Consider the following 18,808-nt stretch of genomic DNA (forward strand, 5'->3'; position numbering starts at 1 on the left):
AGGCTTTTAAAACGACGTTAGTGTTGTTGCAGCAGCGCCGGAGTGATCTCGCTGAAGCGCAGCAAGCGACCGCCCTGTTCAGCGGCAAGCTTTTCAGCGGCCTCGCGACTTGAGAACGACGCCAGCACCACGCCCATGGCGCCTTTGAGTTGGGTACCGACCACGTAGAAGGCGTCTTTTGCATCGATCAGATGGGCGTCATTCGGCGCGTTCCACGGGCTGCGGCCCATGTCATGGACATACAGTTTTGCATCGCCATGATGGTTTTCCGGCTGCAACCACCAGCCGATCATTTCCGCCGTGGAACAGAACTTCTTGATCCCCGCCCGCTCGACCACTTCGCCCTTGGGCCCGGGGAATCCGTCGATAATCATCCCGCAGACATGGCATTCATCACTGGGATGAAAGGCCGCGGCGGTGTCGCTGTAAGTGGCTTGCACTGGGTTGTCACAGGCCGTCAGCAGGAGGCACATCATCAGGCCCGCCACCGCGCGCATCGTCGTCAGATAAAACGCATTCATCGTCAACTACTCCAAAACCATCAAAGTGAAAATTCATGTCGCTCGGCGACGAAACAACAACCAGGCCGAACCCAATGGCACCGCCACCCACAGCGACAGGCATAGCCAGAGCATCGAGCCCGGCATCGGCAAATCGCTGCCAAGCGTCAGCACACCCGTGTTGCCGGCACCGGGTTCAAAACCGGAAAGGTTGATCAGGCGATAGATGTCAGCGGGATTGAGCAGCAGCAACCAGGGCAGCACTTTCGGGTTGAACTGCCCTTCGCTGAGCACCAACAGCGCCAGCAGGGCCAGGTCGAACACCAGCACGAAGAAGAACCACACGCCCAGTGCCAGCCCGGCCGCCGTGGATTTTTCGGCCGACGCACTGCTCAGCACATAGGCCAACCCCAGAAACCCCCAGCCCAATAACGTCGACGACGCCATGAACCGACCGAAGGCCCAGAGCAGCAGGCTCAGTTCGACGTTGTCCACCAGCACCGCGATGGCCAGCATGGCGCAGCCGAAACCGATCAGCGTCGCCAGCGCCAGGATCAACCCGTGGCCGACAAACTTGCCGAGCAGAATCTGCCCGCGACCCAAGGGGTACGTCAGCAACAGCAGCAACGTGCCGCTCTCGTCCTCGCCGACGATGGCGTCATAGGCCAACAGCAACGCAATCAACGGCATCAAAAACGTCGCCAGACTGGCGAGGCTGGCGATGGTGGCCGGCACCGAGGTGAAACCCAACTGCCCGGAGGCCGCGGCGCCCAGCCAGGCGATGCCGATGGCCAGCACCGCGAACAACACACTGATTGCCAACAACCAGCGATTGCGCAAACCGTCACTGAATTCCTTGCGGGCCATGTTCCAGACAGCGTTCATACGGCCTCCCCGATTGGCGCCGCACCGGCCCGGCTCATGTAGTAGCGGTAAATATCTTCCAGCGACGGTTGATGGATTTCCACGTCGGCCGGCTCGTCTTCATTGAGCAGCTGGCGCAACAGCCCGAGCTTGCTGCCATTGAGTGCGGCCACTTCAAGACCTTCGACGCCCCAGCGCTCGGTGAGGTGCCCGGCGTTGTTCCAGCGTTGCTGCAAGGGCCCGGCGTGCTTGAGGCCGTTGGCGCGAATCAGCGTCGGCAACCCGGCTTCCTCGCGCAAACTGCGTAGACTCCCCAGTGCCAGCAGACGTCCCTGGGTCAGAATCGCGGCGCGGTTGATGTGCGCCTCGACACCGGGCAAGACGTGGGAACACAGAATGATGCTGGTGCCTTGGCTGCGCAGGCGATCGAGCAACCGATACAAGTCCTGAGTGGCGATGGGGTCGAGGCCGACTGTTGGTTCGTCGAGCAGCAACAAACGCGGCTCGCCGAGTAGCGCCTGCGCCAGCCCCAACCGTTGACGCATGCCCTTGGAGTAGGTCTTGACCCGCCGATGCGCCGCACCGGCCAGGCCGACTTCCTCCAGCAGTGCGTCCACTTGGGCGGACGCGGCACCTTTGAGTCGCGCGAAATGGCGCAAGGTTTCAACACCGCTCAGCTGCGGGTAAAACGTCACGTTCTCCGGCAGATAACCGAGCAGGCGTCGTACGTGGGGATCGCAGGGCAAGCGACCGAACACCCGGACCTGCCCTTCGCTGGGCTGGAGCAGGCCCAGCACCAGTTTCATGCTGGTGGTCTTGCCCGCGCCGTTATGACCGAACAAACCCAGCACTTCACCTTCCGCCAGGCTGAGGTTGAGCTGATGCAACACGGTGGCATGCCCATAGCGCTGGCTGACGCCTTCGATGTCGATGACGTTCATGAGTTGGGCTCCTGGGTCAGGGGTTGAGTGGATGATTTCATCAGCGGATGGCTGTCCAGCACCCCCGGCGATTTCATCACCGGAAAGGCCCGTTGCACCCAGCGCAGCAACTCGATCCCAGGGCTGTTCATCAACAGTCGTACCTGCGGGTACAGCCAGAGCAGGCGGTCGACGTTGTCATTGGGTTCGTAGGCGATATCGCCGAGGCCGTCGTTGTTGCGGTCCCAGCCCAGGTAATCGCTCCAGTAGTTACCACGGCCATCCACCGACCATTCCTGCAAGCGGGTGGCGACGTACTTGACCTGTCGCTGGTTGCCGACAAACGCGTTGTCGGCGATGCGGTTGTCTTCCGAGCCGGCGGTGAGATGGATGCCCACGGCGCTGTGCTCGAAGTGGTTGTGTTCGATGCTGTTGAACAGCGAGTTGTAGATGAACAGCGCCTTGCCCTCGGCGCCGCTGATCATGCTGTCGCCGGTCGAGCCGTCGCGCACGTCAGTGACGAAGTTGTCACGCAAGGTTGAGTAAGTGATGTAGTTCATCAGGATCCCGTAGTTCTGATCCTGTTCGGAGCGATTGCCGATCACCGTGAGCTTGCGGCTTTGCATCAAGGCGTAGCCGGTGCGGGTGCGGCGGGTGGTGTTGCCGATCAGTTGGTTATCGTTGGCGAACATGTAATGCACGCCGTAGCGCAGGTCTTCCAGGGTATTGCCCTGCAGCAGGTTGCCGTTGGAGGTGTCGATGTAGATGCCATCGCGGGTGTCGCGCACCTGGTTGCCAATGACCTTGGCGCCATGCACGGCATACAGGTGAATGCCGTTGCCGCGATCTTGCGAGCGCATCGCCGGATCACCCTGAATGCGGTTGTCGATCAGGCTCACATCCTGAGTGCCGTCGACCCAGATCCCGAAGCCCTTACCCTGCAGGCGATTGCCTTTGATCACCGCGCCATAGGCCTTGGGCTGGATAAACACCGCCGCATTCATGGCGGTGAGGTCGTGTCCCCAGTTTAGAAAGGTGCAGCCTTCGATGGCGACATCCGGCGCGCTGATGATCACACCGTTACCCTGCCCCTCCCCCTGAAATACCGCGCCGGGCTCGCAGAGAATCTGCATCGGTTGATCGACACTGAACGAGCCCGGGTATTCCCCCGCCGGCAGGTGCCAGCGTTGATTGGCGTCCACCCGCAGCGGCAACGAGGTGATGGGTTGCACCGCCAGCGCGCTGCCGGACATCAGCAGGAGCGCAAATGCAATGACCGTCACCGGGTTTCCCTTGCTATCAGTCATTGCTTCGCTCCTGTCGATGGGCAACGGTCAGGCCTTCTCGACCTTCATGCGGCCGACCATTTCCATGTGCAGCGCATGGCAGAACCAGCTGCAGTAGTACCAGTGCAGGCCGGCCTTGTCGGCGATGAAGGTGATCGACGAGGTCTGCTGCGGGCTGATTTCCATGCTCACGCCATGGTTGGTCATCACGAAACCGTGGGTCACGTCTTCAATCTGGTCGATGTTGGTGATGGTCACCGTGACCTCGTTGCCTTGTTTGACGGTGAACTCCGGCAAACCGTAGGCCGGGGCCATCGAGGTCATGTAGACGCGGACTTTGTTGCCGTCGCGGATGACCTTGTTGTCGGTCTCCAGCTTGATCCCGTCTTTGGCGGCGATCGCCACCGTCTCGGCAAAAAACGGGTCATTGCGGTCCCAGATCTTCTTGGTCTTGATCTGGTCGCGGCGGGCCATGACGCAGTCGTGGGGTTCGGCGAAGGCCGGGCCGTCATGCACCAGTTTCATTTCCTCGCCGGAGATATCGATCAGTTGATCGTTTTCCGGGTGCAGCGGGCCGGTCGGCAGGAAGCGATCCTTGGAAAACTTGCTGAGCACCATCAGCCATTGGCCGTCGGCCTCACTGGTTTCGGTCAGCGACGCATGGTTGTGGCCTGGCTGGTATTGCACGTCGAGTTTCTGCTTGATGTAGTTGACCTTCTCGCCGGTGTACGCGCGAATGGCCTCCTCTACGTTCCACTTCACCACCTGGCTGTCGATAAACAGCGTGGTGTAGGCGTTGCCGCGGCCGTCGAAAGTGGTGTGCAGCGGGCCCAGACCGAGCTCGGGTTCACCGACCACCACGTCGCGCGGGTCCTTGAATTTGTCGTCGAACAGATCGTCAAGCTTGGCGATGGCAATGATGGTGCAGGTCGGCGAAAGCTTGCCGTTGGCAATGAAGTATTTGCCATCAGGCGAGGTATTGAGGCCGTGGGGGTTCTTCGGCGTCGGGATGTAACGGGTGAATGCGCTGTCCTTGCCATCGGTTTTACGACCGTCGACCACCGGCACTTTTGAGCCATCCAGGGTGATGAACTTGCCAGCCTTGATCGCCGCTTCGATGCGCGGGATGTTGAACACCACCACCCAGTCGCGCTCGTTGCGCATCATGCCGCCCAGGTCGTAGGCCTTCTCCGAGTTGTAGCAGGTGGACGCCGCGTATTTGCCGGTGTAGTCGGCGTCGGTGTTGTCCAGGTTGCCATCGACAATGACCTGGAAGGCCATCTCCATTTTCTCGGCATCGATGGCGTTAAACATCGTGTAGCTGTTCTTGTCCTGCAGGTCGAAGGTGCTGCCGTCATTGGGGTGTGGAATCACGAATTCGGCATTGGCGAACACGTATTTTGTGTGCGGCACTTTTTGCAGGCGCAGCCCGTGAACGGCCTGCACATTGGGCACGGTGAGCATCTTGTCGCACTTCATGATGTCCAGACGGATTCGCGCAACACGGCTGTTGGCCTTGTCATTGATGAACAGGTATTTGCCGTCGTACTTGCCGTCAGTCATGGACAAATGCGGGTGGTGGCAGTCGCCATTCTGGAAATGCGCGCTGTCGCCCATGATCCGTTTGCTTTCGTTGGTCAGGCCCCAGCCAGTGGCGGAGTCGACGTTGAACACCGGTACACGCAACAGCTCGCGCATCGACGGAATGCCCATGATCCGCACTTCCCCCTGATGACCGCCACTCCAGAAACCGTAGTACTGGTCCAGTTCGCCCGGCCCGACGTGGGTTTTGAGTTGCGCGTCCTTGGCCGCAGCCGCCCAGGTCTCACGGGTAAACACCGCGCCACCGATGGCCGTGGCACCGGCCAGTACCGCACCGGTTACCGCACTGGTGCCCAGGAAACCGCGACGACTGAGGCCGGTCGATTCCGGCACTTCAGTGGTTTTCTTGGATTCTGTGTCGTTCATCAGGTGTGTTCCTTGAAGGGATAAAAACGGTCGCAGCGCACAGGCGCTCGCGGGGTTCATTCCAGAGCGCTCACTTCCACGACAGGTATCAGTTGCACAGCGATGGGTGCCGGTTTGCCGCGCTTCTTGCGCTTGTTGATCAGCGGCGGACACTTTTTGTCGTTCTGGTAAGTCATCTGGCAATCGAGGCAGTAGTGGCACTCGTTGGCATTGATTCGGCCATCGGGATGAATCGCCTGGATCTCGCACTCCTTGGCGCACAGCTGGCAGGGAGTGCCACAGTCCTTGCGGCGTTTGAGCCAGTCGAACAGGCGAAATTTGCTCGGAATCGCCAGCGCGGCTCCCAACGGGCAGATGTAGCGGCAATAGACTTTGCGGGTGAAGAGGTTGATGACCAGCAGTGCCACCGCGTAGAGGACGAACCACCATTGGCGGTCGAACTTGAGGGTGACAGCGGTCTTGAACGGTTCCACCTCGGCGAACAATTCGGCGGTGGACATCGACTCAAGGGAGAGGCCGAACAGCAGCAGCAAAATGATGTATTTGATGGCCCACAGCCGTTCATGCACCGCGAAAGGCAATTCGTATTGGGGGATTCTCAGCTTGCGCGCGGCTTCGTTGATCAGCTCCTGCAAGGCACCGAACGGGCACAACCAGCCGCAGAATACGCCCCGCCCCCACAGCAGAATGCTCGAAGCGGTGAAGACCCAGAGCATGAAGATCAGCGGGTCGGTGAGAAACAGCTCCCAGCGAAAGTGATCGAACAGCGCATGGGCGAAGGTCAGCACATTGACCACCGACAGCTGTCCCAGCGCATACCAGCCGAGAAACACCACGGTAAAGACCAGGTAACCTCGGCGCAGCCAGTGCAAAAAACGTGGCCGACGTGTGAAGGAGTCCTGCAGGAACAGGATCGCCATCAGCAGCAGTAATGCGCTGCCGAGCAGGGTGATCTGAAAGGATTTCTGGTACCAGATGGTCAACCACATCGGCCGACCGGCTTCCTCGAGGGCGGCCAATTCTTCGGCGCTGGGCAGTGGCCGCTCAAGGTATGGCTCGGGCAGTTGATAAGGCAGTTCGAAGCTGCTGAACGTGCCACTGAGCGGCCCGGTTTGACGACGCACCAGCAATTCCAGGGACCAGGGCGATCCCGGGTCGAACCGGGCCGGCTCGCGCACAATGAAAATCGACATTTCAGTGAATTCCGGCATGCCCTTGGCAAAGACGTCGGAGAGCCGCTGATGGTCCATGTCGCGAAAACTGATGACGTTGCCGAACTGGCGCAATTGCACCCGATCGAAAATCCCGCCGCGCACATACCCCGAGCCTTTATAGGAAAAAAGCCCACGACCCAGCACCACGATGGCCTGCTCGCCGGGCTTGAGGTCCTGCATAAGTAAGCGATATTGATTGTCGCCCAGCAGTGCACGGCCGATGGTCGGCGGATTCAGGTCGGCGGTGTAGAGCTCGATAAAGGTCTCATCCACCTGATCGGCGGCGGCGTTTTCCACGCCTTCGGCGTCGGTGCCCTTGAAGGCGGCGTCGACCTGACCACGGGTCAGGTTCAAGCGGCGGATGGCGCCGTTGCCGGTCAGTTGTTCCCAGGTGACGGGTTCGAAAAAGTCCTGGCGCACGGTGGCAGGCATGCGCGCCACACCGCCCGTGTCCTCGATCAGCTTGAGCGATACGGCCACGTCGTGGGCGGCGCGCATGATGACCTCGTTGACCACCATCGCCGTGACGGTAGCCCCGGCAATCGCATCGACGGTGACGGCCTTCGGGTCGCTGGAATGGCCGACGACCACCCGCTGGCTGACCTTGATGCCCTTGTACCTGGCGCTGAAGCCGTGAAGTTTTGCCTCAGGAATGCCGATCAGCAGAATGGGCTCATGGTGCTCCAGCACATAGGCATCCTGAATCGCACCAGCAGTGTCGAGGATCACCTGAGTATTGATCGGCTTGCCCGAGTAGGCAGGAATGTCCACCACGTCCAGACTCTGGAACACATAGCCGAGCACCTTGCCGGCGGCGGACAGCGTGCGCACCTTGAACCGGCCTTCGGGGGCGGAAACGGAATCGGTCTGAGGGAAGGTTTTCTCGATGCGCTGCTGCTCGATGTCGCCGTATTCCTTGGCTTGCACCGCCTCAAAGGTGGCGAGCATCAGCATTAGCATGACCACCAGCCCGACGCCCCAGGCGCGCAGGTTGCCGTGTATCGAAGGCGGATGGATTGTCATGGGCTCGCTGATTTCAAAAGGGCTTTCGGTCATGTTAGGGAGCGTTGCGCCCCCTGCCCTTGATTGAAATCAACTTGAGAAATTAGCCCATGAGGACAGGCGCCAATGACTCAAACCGTGCGTGAAAACAGGCCTTTTTGCTCACTACCCAGATAGGCGTCAAACGCCATCGCGGCACTGCGCATCATCAAGTGCCCCTGTGGTAACAGCACCAGTTCGTCGCAGTGGATCTGCAGCAGTCCGTCGCGAACATGTTCCTCCAGTTGGGCCAAGGCATCGGCAAAATACTCGGTGAAGAGAATGTCATGACGCATTTCATAGCGGTTAAACGTAATACGGCCATGGCACATCAGGTCGCTGATCACTTCGCGGCGCAGCAAGTCGTCTGCGCTCAAGCGGTAACCGCGATGCACCGGTAGCAGGCCTTGGTCCAGACGCGCGTAGTACTGAGACAGCTCCTTGACGCTCTGGCTGTAGCTGTCGCCGACCTTGCCGATTGAGGACACGCCGAGGCCGATCAAGTCGCAGTCGGCGTGGGTGGAGTAGCCCTGAAAGTTACGCTGCAGGGTGCCATTGGCGCGGGCCAGTGACAGCTCGTCGTCCGGCAAGGCGAAATGATCCATGCCGATATAGACGTAACCGGCCGCGGTCAGACGGCGGATGGTCAGTTCAAGCAATTCCAGCTTGCGCTCCGGCGGCGGCATGTCGGCGGGACGAATCAACCGTTGTGCGCGAACCATTTCCGGCAGATGCGCGTAGCTGTAGGCGGCAATCCGGTCCGGACGCAGCGCGATGATCTTGCCGAGGGTGACGTCGAAACTCTGCACGGTTTGCAACGGCAGGCCATAGATCAGATCGACGCTGATCGACTTAAATTGCGCCTCGCGTGCCGCAGCAACCAGCGCATAAATCTGCTCTTCACTTTGCTGGCGATTGACCGCGGCCTGCACGTCGGGGTCGAAATCCTGAACACCGAAGCTCAGGCGATTGAAGCCCAACTGGCGCAGCGACCGGATCTGCTCGGTACTGATGGTGCGCGGGTCGACTTCGATGGAAAATTCATGGTCATCGCTGTCATCCATATTGAACGCCTGGTGCAGGCAATCCATCAGGTCCGCGAGCTGTTCACTGGTTAAATAAGTAGGCGTGCCGCCGCCCAGGTGCAATTGCGTGAGTTTACGGGTGCTATCGAACAAGGCCGCCTGCATCGCAATCTCAAGCTTGAGGTACCGAAGGTACTCGACTGCGCGATGGGTTTTCTGGGTAATGATTTTGTTGCAGGCGCAGTAGTAACAAAGACTTTTGCAAAACGGAATGTGGATATACACCGACAGCGGTTTCGACGCGCTTGCCCGGTTGCTCTCGCGGGCGGCACGCTGATAGTCGTCAACGGCAAAGGCCTGATGGAACTGTGGCGCGGTTGGGTAAGAAGTGTAGCGCGGCCCCGGGCGGTCATACTTTTCGACCAGGGCGCGATTGAAATCAAAGGAAGGCTTCATGATCAATCAACTCGCAAATGGGTTAACACCTCGCACCGCCCACATCCTTTTCAAACAGGTTGCAGATGGCATCCACTTCCGGCCGACCGGCAGGGAGAATGCTGATGAAGCGGTCCGACAACTCAATCAACCCCTCACGACTCATTTGCTCCAGCAACGGCCAGACCGACGAGAAATACCTGGAAAAAACCAGCCCATAACGTCTTTCGATGGCGCGTATATCCAGTTCCAGATCACACGCCAGTCGCTCCATGACCATTTGCCTGATTTGCTCCCCCGCCTCGAAGCGCCAGCCTCGACACGTCGGCAACTGCCGCATGTCCAGTTGCTGCTGATAGCGTTCAATCTCGTCGGTGTTTTGCGTGTACAAATCGTCGATCTGGCTAATGGCACCCAGACCGAATCCAACATGATCGCAATAGCCGTGACGGGAGAAGCCCTCACAGGTACGGCGCAACCGGCCTCGCTCCTGGGCGACGGCCAAATCATCATCGGGCCGGACAAACTGCCCCATACCGATGTAGTGATAACCCGCGCAAAGCAGTTGATCAAAGCAGATTTGGCGCATCGCGCCTTTATCGACCTGGCTGCACGGCGCTCTGACTTTGTCACCGGGCACCGGACGATAGCGCCGTGGTGGCCGGGCATAATCGAACACCATCAGCCGGTCTGGCTCCAGCTTGATAATGCTCGCCAGCTTCAAAGCAAAACTGTCTGGCGTCTGCCAGGCATGGCCAAAACCCAGATCGACGTTGATGGATCGAAAACCAAAGGTCCGCGCCGCGTCCATGAGCGACTGGATCGGCGCCGGGTTCTGGTAACAGGCCACCGACCTTTCACAGTCGCTGTCGAAATCCGGAACGCCGATACTGACATGGTTGAAACCGTGGTCGCGCAGCACGCCCATGGTCGCCCAATCGGTTTGATAGAGGTCCACTTCGACGCTGTAGTCGCCGCAATCATGTAAGAGAAAGTTGAAACGGCTACGCAGGTGACTCATCAGCCGCCCTATGTGAGCAGTGGTGAGTGTTCCGCCGCCCAGATGAAACTGTTCCACCCGTTGCTGCGCATCCAGGTGGCAACCGACGAGGTCGATCTCCTGCTCCAGATGCTGGAGGTACTGCTCAATAACCTGGTGCTCGTCGGCGCTGTCACGAGGGGAACAAAAGGAAAGCTTGAGGCTGGAGGGTAGCTGCACGTTCAGGGACAGCGGACGTCGCTTCTGGCGGCTGACGCGCAACGCGCGAAGCAGATCCAGTGATCCGATACCCTCATGGAATTTTTGCGTGTCGGCATGACAGTTGGGGTCGAGCACGCCCTGATCGCACCGGGCGACCAGCTCGCCGGGGTTGTGAAAGAAATCGAGCATGAAGGTCTCCGACACTAGCTGCGGATCATCAGTGTCGGGGTTCAACGATCAATACGCCTTGATTTGCATCAAGCACAAGCAAAGTCTTGGAAGAACAGACTACCCGTCAAAGCCGATCACCAGGTCAGATAAAACATTCCCTTGGCCAGCAGCACGATAACGACCATGTGACAAAACAGGCTGCCGTGGATGAACTGCAGGTACCGCGGACTCATTCGGCCACGCTTGAACAAAAACATGGCCACCAGGAAGTGCAGCAGTACGCTCACGGCCACCGCGACTTTCAAGGCAAGCAATGTGCCTAACGATGAAGCCAATGGTGAGGCAAGGATTGGCAGGTAGCGCAGCCAGACCATGCCGAGCCCCGCACCGAACAATACCAGCAGCACCCACGGCATCAGCGAGCGCGCTCGCCGGCCGATGCCTTCCTCCACCAGCAACATGACCCTGGTGGGTAGCTGTTTGCGGATACTTTCAAGGAACAGCACTTCGAAGAACACCGTGCCGATAAAGATCAGGGCGGCAAACAGATGCAACGTCAGAATCAGCGGATAGATCATGGAGGTGTCGCCTTGAGTCAAGGCAACCCGTTACGCACGGGTATGTCGATCTCTGGAGACTACAGAGCCGTCCGCTCCATGTGGTTGACATCGATCAAGAAAGCACAAAACCCACACTCACCGTGCTACATCATTATCGAGCGCGCAGGAGCGACCGTTCTTATCGTTGGTCGAGAGAAAAAACTGAAACCTGGGTCACCACTGAGTCAGTTGGCAAGGCAATACTTGTTTCAATGGACGTACCGAGTGGCCCTGCCTTGATTTAAATCAGACGAATCGACAACGAACGAACTCATCCTGCGTTATCGCTTCTCCAGTCTCGACGATGTCAGGGCGCAGCTGGGTTTGAAGTCGGGCGAGCCGGTCAAACCCGAGCATGTGGACTAACCTGATGTTTTGATTTCAGCTGCGCCTCGTCCTGGCAATGACACCATTGCCTTTACATCAACCTGGATAAGCAGGTCTGCGATGTATCAGAACTTAGCTCTGCTTGCCGCCTTCCTCCTGACCTACAGCATATTTGCGGGGCGCTTCGAATCTCGCCTGCTCAACGGTCCACTCATGTTCATGCTTGCCGGCCTGATTCTTGGCCCTGCGTTCCTGGGAATTCTGCAACCCCGGATTGACAAGGACGGCCTCAGGATTCTGGCAGAGCTGACATTGGCCATTGTTCTCTTTAGCGATGCGGCCAACGCTGATCTCAAGGTTTTAAGGGCGCACGAAGGGTTGCCGTTGCGTTTATTGATGATAGGTCTGCCACTGACCATGCTCAGTGGCTGGCTGGTCGGTATCTGGCTGTTCCCGCAAGTACCGCCATTGGAACTGGCCATACTGGCGACCCTTCTGGCGCCCACCGACGCTGCGCTGGGGAAGGCGGTGGTGAGTAATCCCAAGGTGCCCGCCCCCGTGCGTGAAGGACTGAACGTAGAAAGCGGGCTGAATGACGGGATCTGTGTTCCAGTGCTGCTGATGTTCCTTGCACTGCTGGTCGAAGAGCAGACGCAGTCGCCGCTTTCACTCGCAGTAGAGTTGGTTATCGAGGAGCTGGGCATCGGTGCAATCAGTGGTGTGGCGCTTACGCTCATTGCCTGGCTGTTGCAGCGTTACGCCGCAAAACACCATTGGCAAGCCCCCATGTGGTCGCAACTGACACTGCCGGGGCTCGCCATTTTGTGCTTTGCCACCGCGCAAACATTGGGCGGTAGCGGTTTTATCGGCGCGTTCGTCGGTGGGTTGCTCGCCAGTTTTTTGTTTACCGAACAAAAGCATCATCTGCTCGAAGCCAGTGAAGAATTCGCCAGCCTGCTGTCGGTCATCACGTGGGTCGTATTCGGCGCAATTGTGATCCCTTGGGCCTGGAACAATCTCACCCTGAACATCTGCCTGTATGCAGTGCTTAGTCTGACCGTGATTCGCATAGTGCCCGTGCTGATCAGCCTGACAGGAACCGGCTTTGATTTCGAAACCCGCCTGTTCATCGGCTGGTTCGGCCCACGCGGCCTGGCCAGCATCGTCTTCGCCGTCATGATATTGGACTACCCTCTAGAAACCAGTCGCACCTTGGTATCTGTCGCTGCCTGTACCGTTTTACTCAGCGTGCTGCTGCACGGCTTGAGCGCCAATCCATGGGTCTCGCGGCTGGCCGGTCGTATTCATTGATTATTGTCAGAAATGCCACGGTCTGCGGGTGTTAGCGTTTTACGAAAGCGTGGCTAAGCGTTTAGGGAGCGTGAGAATGGGCGCAAACATGATTGTTGTCAGGCAGCTCGTCGGCTTGCCTGTTGCCATTATGGTCGGGGTCTTGAGCCTGGTCGGTTGCGGCAAAGAGCCCGTGACCCTGGCTCGCCAAGCCCCCGATGTGACGGTCATGACGGTCACCGCCCGCGACACCCCGGTAACATTCGAATTCGTTGCCCAGACACAAAGTTCCCGCGAGGTTGAGATCCGCGCCCGGGTTGCCGGCTTCCTGGAGAAGCGGCTGTACACCGAAGGTGATTTGGTAAAAACCGGGCAAACGCTGTTCCAGATGGACCGTAAACCTTTTGAAGCGTCATTGCTGTCGGCTCAGGGCCAATTGGCTCAACAACAGGCACGCTGGGAAGTCGCCAAGGCTACGCTGGCCCGTGTCCGTCCCTTGGCGGCGCAGAATGCGGTCAGCAAGATGGATCTGGACAATGCTGTCGGTGATGAGCGTCAGACACGGGCTGCCGTGCTTGCCGCCGAGGGCACGGTTCGAACCGAACAGTTGAACCTCAGTTACACCACCATAGCCTCGCCCCTCACCGGCCTTTCAAGTTTTGCCAAAAAGCAGGAAGGCAGTTACGTCACGCCGGGTGAATCCGGGCTGCTGACCACCGTTTCACAGATGGACCCTATCTACGTCAACTTCAGTCTTTCGGAAAACGAGACGCTCAAGTTCCGCGACGAGATTGCGTCTGGACACCTTATATTTCCCCTGCGCAGTGAGTTCGTCGTAGAGGTCGTCCTGGCCGACGGCACCGTTGTCCCCGAGCGTGGCCGCCTGAATTTTGCAGCGCCTTCTTATAGCCAGGATACCGGGACCTTTCTGGTCCGGGCGGTGGTTGCCAACCCGACAGGCCTACTTAGACCCGGACAGTTCGTGCGGGTGCGGGCCATCGGGGCTTCCAGGCCGAACGCCATTACGGTGCCGCAGAAGGCCGTTCTGGAGGGAGCCAAAAGCCGTTTCGTCTGGGTGATCAATGCACAGGGCAAGCCCGAGCAACGGGTGGTCGAAGTGGGTGACTGGTATGGCAATGACTGGTTTATCACCCAAGGACTGCAAGCCGGTGAACGCATCGTGGTCGATGGTGCGATCAGAGTGACCCCCGGAGGGCCGCTGAATATCATCGCCCCCCCTCCCCCGGCAACCGAGACGACGGCAAAACCGACAGCCACCGCGTCGGTGCAAGACAGTGGGCGTCGCCCATGAGCATCTCTCACTATTGCATTGATCGTCCCATTTTTGCTTCCGTTATCTCGATCATCATCACCTTGGCCGGTGCAGTGGCGATGGTCAGTTTGCCGGTCGCCCAGTACCCGGATATCACACCGCCGCAGATTACGGTGTCAGCCACCTACCCGGGCGCGGATGCCCAGGTCGTGGCCAATAATGTGGCAGCGCCTATCGAGCAGCAGGTCAACGGCGCGGACAACATGATCTACATGAACTCGTCGAGCTCAGCGACCGGCAACATGACCCTCAATGTGTTCTTCGAGATTGGCACCGACCCTTCCCTTGCCCAGGTAGACGTGCAGAACCGGGTCAACCTGGCCCTGCCGCAACTGCCCTCCGCGGTTCAGAGCCAGGGTATTCAGGTGCAGAAGAAATCTTCGGCCTTCATGATGGTCCTCGCCGTGTACTCCGCAGGTGATCGTTTTGACAGCACCTATGTGGCCAACTACGCCAACCTCTACATTCTGGATGCGATCAAGCGTATTCCGGGCGCCAACCAGGCCAGTATTTTCGGCACACCCGACTACGCCATGCGGATCTGGCTCAAGCCCGACCGGATGGCCCAGTTGGGCATCACTGCGGCAGACGTGCAAAAAGCCGTGTCCAATCAGAACCAGCAATTTGCTGTCGGTCGCGTTGGCCAGTCGCCCACCGGCCAGGCGGTAGAGCAGTCGTTTGCCGTGACCACCAAGGGACGTCTGACCGAGCCGGTAGAGTTCGAGAACATCATTCTGCGCGCCAGCAACGAAGGGGCGGCAATCGTTCGTCTGAAGGACATCGGCCGTGCCGAACTCGGACAAAAAGACTACTCGCTGCGCAGCACCTATCAGGGCCGTCCGGCGACGCTGATTGCGGTGTATCAACAACCGGGCGCCAACGCCCTCGACGTGTCTGCTGCGGTTACCAAGACCCTGGCAGACATGAAGACGACCTTCCCCGAGGGCATCGAATACAAGATCGTAATGGACACCACCGCGTTTACCCGCGCCTCGATTTCCGAGGTGATATACACCTTTTTCGAAGCGCTGGTGTTGGTGGTCATCGTGGTGTTCATCTTTCTGCAGAGCCTGCGTGCCACCCTGATCCCGGTGCTTGCGGTGCCGGTGTCGATCGTCGGCACCTTCATCGGGATGTCGGCATTGGGCTTTTCAGTGAACATGCTGACGCTGTTCGGGATGGTGTTGGCCATCGGTATTGTGGTCGACGACGCCATCGTGGTGATCGAGAACGTCGAACGCAACATGCATGTCCACAAGATGACGCCCAAGGACGCCGCGAAAAAAGCCATGGATGAAGTCGCAGGCCCGGTGGTGGCCATCGTGCTGGTGCTGTGCGCGGTGTTCATCCCGGTGGCCTTCATGGGCGGGATCACGGGCCAGCTCTACAAACAGTTCGCGATCACCATCGCCATCTCTGTGGTGATATCCGGTCTGGTGGCGTTGACACTTTCGCCTGCCTTGGCCGCCCTTCTGCTCAAACCCCAACACGGCGAAAAAAATGCTTTTTTCCGCTGGTTCGAGCACAGCTTCGAACGCATGACCGAGGGCTACTCGCGCTCGGTGGCCTTCATGATCAAGCGCTTCGTGATGGCGTTGTTACTGTTCGCCGGCATGATCGCGTTGATTCTGCTCATGGCGCAGCGCATTCCCAGCGCCTTTTTGCCGCCGGAAGATCAGGGGTATCTGCTGGGGGCCGTGATCATGCCCGATGCCGCCAGTCTCGATCGCACCGGCGAGGTGGGCAAAGTAGCCAGTGACTTCTTCATGAACGACGAGGCCGTCGAGGGCGTTGCCATCGTTAATGGTTACAGCCTGCTCGACGGCCAGAACAAGAACAATGCCGGCGCCTTTTTTGTCGGGTTCAAGGATTTCGAGGAGCGCTACAAGGACTCGGACACAATCAAGGAACAAAGCGCCCCCGCCGTCATCCAGAAAGCAGTCCATGCTTTTGCCAACGTTCAAGGCGGGATCATTCTGCCGGTGAATCCGCCGTCCATTCCCGGCCTTGGCACCACCGGCGGCATGGAGGTATGGATTCAGAGCAAGGGGGACGCCGGCGTCAATCAACTGGCAGAAATGGTCGGCACGTTTGTCGCCAAAGCCAGGCAGCGCCCCGAACTCGGCGCCATCACCTCCACCTTCAACGTGTTTTCCCGGCAGTTGCTGGTCGACGTAGACCGGGAAAAGGCAGAGTCGCTGGGTGTGCCGGTGGAAGAAGTCTATAGCACCATGCAAACCATGTTCGGCTCGCTCTATGTGTCGCAATTCAACAAATTCAGCCGGCTGTGGCAGGTGATCCTGCAGGCAGAACCAAGCTATCGCCTCAAGGCCGAGGACCTGCAACAGATCTACGTGCGCAACAAAAACCAGGAGATGGTGCCGCTCAAAGCCGTGCTGACCACCCGCTACGTCACCGGTCCCGACCTGCTGACCCGTTTCAATAACTTCCCCGCAGTCAAACTCACCGCCAACGCAGCCCCCGGTTACAGCTCCGGCCAGGCACTCAAGGCGCTGGAAGAAATAAGCGCTGAAATCATGACCAACGACTACGCCCTGGCCTTGAGTGGTGAAGCCTTCGAGGAGAAAAAAAGCGGCGGTGCCTCGTCCCGGGTGTTCATCTTCGGCCTGATCATGGTGTTCCTGATCCTGGCGGCTCAATACGAGAAATGGTCACTGCCTGTCGGGGTGCTGCTGGCGGTGCCCTTTGCATTGTTCGGTGCGCTGCTGGCTGTGCTGATCCGTGGGTTGAGCAATGACGTTTATTTCCAGATCGGCTTGACCATGCTGGTGGCCCTGGCCGCCAAGAACGCCATCCTGATTTTCGAGTTTGCGGTACTGAACCGCGAAAGCGGCATGTCTGCCTACGATGCCGCCATGACCGCCGCGAAGGAGCGCTTGCGCCCGATTGTGATGACATCCCTGGCGTTTATTCTTGGCTGCGTCCCGCTGGCCATTGCCGTCGGTGCATCCGAAAACAGTCGCCACTCCATCGGCACAGGGGTCATTGGCGGGATGCTGGCGGCGACAGTCATCGCAATCTTCTTTATCCCGCTGTTTTACTACCTGGTCGAACGGTTGACCGAGAAAAAAGGCACGGTCAAGCAGACCACTCAACCACCGCCGTCTACGTCGACCGGGGAGATTCCCGGCGGCGCTGCGCAACACCGACATGAGGGGGATTGAGATGCGCACCTTTCATCTTCCCCTCGTGGTGTGCCTGGGCCTGACGGGCTGCATGCTCGGCCCGGACTACCAACGTCCGACCACGGACACCCCGGCAACCTACCGTTATGCAGACCAGGAAGCCCATGACCTGTCCAATACGCTGTGGTGGGAACAGTTCAAGGATCCGGCGCTCAATGACCTGATTCGCACGGCGCTGGCGGAAAACAAAGACATCAAGATTGCCGCCGCCCGGGTCGAGGAATTCCAGGGCCGTTACGGAGTGGTGCGCTCGCAGATGTTTCCGCAAATCGGCGCCGGCGCGCAAGGCAGTCGGTCCAGGGCGCCACGCGACAACGGCCCGGTGCCTTTGGATGCCAACGTCGATCCGATTTACAACAACTACCAGGCCACCCTCAGTGTCAGCTGGGAGCTGGATATCTGGGGTCGTTTGCGGCGCCTCAATGAATCCGCACGTGCTGACCTGCTGGCCTCTGAAGAAGGCCGGCGCACGGTCATTCTGAGCCTGGTGTCGTCGGTGGCATCCAGCTACATCCTGCTTCGCGATCTCGACCGCGAACTGGAAATCGCCCGCACCACTGCCAAGGCCCGCGGCGACTCCTACGAGATTTTCAAACTGCGCTTTGGTGCCGGCACCATTTCCGAAATGGAACTGGCGCAAAACCTCTCCGAGTTCCAGCGCACCCAGGCCTCTGTATCGCAATTCGAGTCCCAGGTTGCACAGCAGGAAAACAACCTGGCCGTGCTGTTGGGACGCAACCCGGGCCCAATCCTGCGCGGACGTGACCTGGCCCAACTGACGCTACCGTTGGTGCCTGCCGGCTTGCCTTCGGACTTATTGGAACGACGCCCCGATCTGCGTCAGGCCGAGCTGGATCTGATTTCCGCCAATGCCCGCATCGGTGCCGCCAAGGCGCTGTATTTCCCGACGATCTCCCTGACCGGGCTACTGGGCTCAGTCAGTGATCAACTCTCGAATTTGTTCACCGGGCCCGCCGCCACTTGGTCCTATGGTGTCGCCGCGAGCATGCCAATTTTCACCGCGGGTGGCATCGCCGGTGAAGTCCAGCAAGCCGAGGCGTTCCAGCAACAAACCTTGCTGGCCTACCAAAAGACCATTCAGTCGGCTTTCAGGGATGTTGAAAACGCACTGGTGGCGGCGAGCAAATCCCGCGAGCAGATGGTGTCCCAGGCCAATCAGGTCGAGGCGTTGCGCACTTACACCCGGTTTGCGCGTCTGCGCTACGACAACGGATACACCAGCTACATAGAAGTACTGGATGCCGAACGAAGCTTGTTCGACGCCGAGTTGAATTACACCCGGACCCGGGGTTCGGTGTTCAGCGCCATGGTCGATGTTTACAAGGCTACTGGCGGAGGCTGGGTAACCGAAGCGGACAAGCTGACCGTCACTGCAAGCGAAAAGCCACCCTGATTAGCGCTAGACAG

13 protein-coding genes are annotated in these 18,808 nt (G+C 59.0%); 4 read left to right on the forward strand and 9 right to left on the reverse strand.

Translation table 11 applies throughout. The annotated features are described in order from the left end of the window. Positions 1-17 precede the first annotated feature (17 nt). The 9 genes from B7L09_RS01980 to B7L09_RS02020 all read right to left on the reverse strand — a co-directional run bounded on the left by B7L09_RS01980 (position 18) and on the right by B7L09_RS02020 (position 11,203). Entirely contained in the window at positions 18-521 is a 504-nt protein-coding gene (locus tag B7L09_RS01980; RefSeq protein WP_010460147.1) for a nitrous oxide reductase accessory protein NosL, read from the reverse strand. Between the two features lie 33 nt (positions 522-554). After that, a complete protein-coding gene (locus B7L09_RS01985; RefSeq protein WP_010460145.1) occupies positions 555-1,385 on the reverse strand; it encodes an ABC transporter permease in 831 nt (276 codons plus the stop codon). Beyond that, complete coding sequence (locus B7L09_RS01990) at positions 1,382-2,305, reverse strand: ABC transporter ATP-binding protein (RefSeq protein ID WP_010460143.1); 924 nt, start codon at positions 2,303-2,305, stop codon at positions 1,382-1,384. Before B7L09_RS01990 ends, B7L09_RS01985 begins: the two co-directional genes overlap by 4 nt. Further along, complete coding sequence (locus tag B7L09_RS01995) at positions 2,302-3,591, reverse strand: nitrous oxide reductase family maturation protein NosD (protein WP_010460140.1); 1,290 nt, start codon at positions 3,589-3,591, stop codon at positions 2,302-2,304. Before B7L09_RS01995 ends, B7L09_RS01990 begins: the two co-directional genes overlap by 4 nt. A 27-nt stretch (positions 3,592-3,618) precedes the next feature. Further along, positions 3,619-5,541: a TAT-dependent nitrous-oxide reductase gene (gene nosZ / locus B7L09_RS02000; RefSeq protein ID WP_370654475.1), complete on the reverse strand. Its 1,923-nt coding sequence runs from the start codon at positions 5,539-5,541 to the stop codon at positions 3,619-3,621. Between the two features lie 53 nt (positions 5,542-5,594). Continuing rightward, positions 5,595-7,808, reverse strand: a complete 2,214-nt coding sequence (gene nosR, locus B7L09_RS02005; protein ID WP_010460136.1) for a transcriptional regulator NosR — start codon at positions 7,806-7,808, stop codon at positions 5,595-5,597. Between the two features lie 77 nt (positions 7,809-7,885). Continuing rightward, positions 7,886-9,274, reverse strand: a complete 1,389-nt coding sequence (gene hemN, locus B7L09_RS02010; protein ID WP_010460133.1) for an oxygen-independent coproporphyrinogen III oxidase — start codon at positions 9,272-9,274, stop codon at positions 7,886-7,888. Positions 9,275-9,296: 22 nt separating this feature from the next. Beyond that, a complete protein-coding gene (locus B7L09_RS02015) occupies positions 9,297-10,643 on the reverse strand; it encodes an oxygen-independent coproporphyrinogen III oxidase (protein ID WP_010460131.1) in 1,347 nt (448 codons plus the stop codon). Between the two features lie 116 nt (positions 10,644-10,759). Next, positions 10,760-11,203: a CopD family copper resistance protein gene (locus B7L09_RS02020; protein WP_010460129.1), complete on the reverse strand. Its 444-nt coding sequence runs from the start codon at positions 11,201-11,203 to the stop codon at positions 10,760-10,762. A gap of 468 nt (positions 11,204-11,671) precedes the next feature. Between B7L09_RS02020 and B7L09_RS02025 the strand changes: the two genes are divergently transcribed. From B7L09_RS02025 to B7L09_RS02040, 4 genes are all read left to right on the forward strand, one after another. Further along, positions 11,672-12,862, forward strand: a complete 1,191-nt coding sequence (locus B7L09_RS02025; protein WP_010460127.1) for a cation:proton antiporter — start codon at positions 11,672-11,674, stop codon at positions 12,860-12,862. A 76-nt stretch (positions 12,863-12,938) separates the two neighbouring features. Then, on the forward strand, positions 12,939-14,153 hold the full coding sequence (locus B7L09_RS02030; protein WP_010460125.1) for an efflux RND transporter periplasmic adaptor subunit: 1,215 nt from the start codon (positions 12,939-12,941) through the stop codon (positions 14,151-14,153). Continuing rightward, positions 14,150-17,359, forward strand: coding sequence for an efflux RND transporter permease subunit (locus tag B7L09_RS02035; protein WP_010460123.1), 3,210 nt, complete (start codon positions 14,150-14,152; stop codon positions 17,357-17,359). The genes B7L09_RS02030 and B7L09_RS02035 overlap by 4 nt, the downstream gene beginning before the upstream one ends. 1 nt (position 17,360) lies before the next feature. Then, positions 17,361-18,794 (forward strand): efflux transporter outer membrane subunit, encoded by a 1,434-nt coding sequence (locus B7L09_RS02040; protein ID WP_010460121.1) that lies wholly within the window; start codon positions 17,361-17,363, stop codon positions 18,792-18,794. The last annotated feature ends 14 nt before the right edge of the window (positions 18,795-18,808 follow it).

The organism is Pseudomonas mandelii (assembly GCF_002251635.1).
In the GTDB taxonomy this organism is placed as follows: Bacteria; Pseudomonadota; Gammaproteobacteria; order Pseudomonadales; family Pseudomonadaceae; genus Aquipseudomonas; species Aquipseudomonas mandelii_B.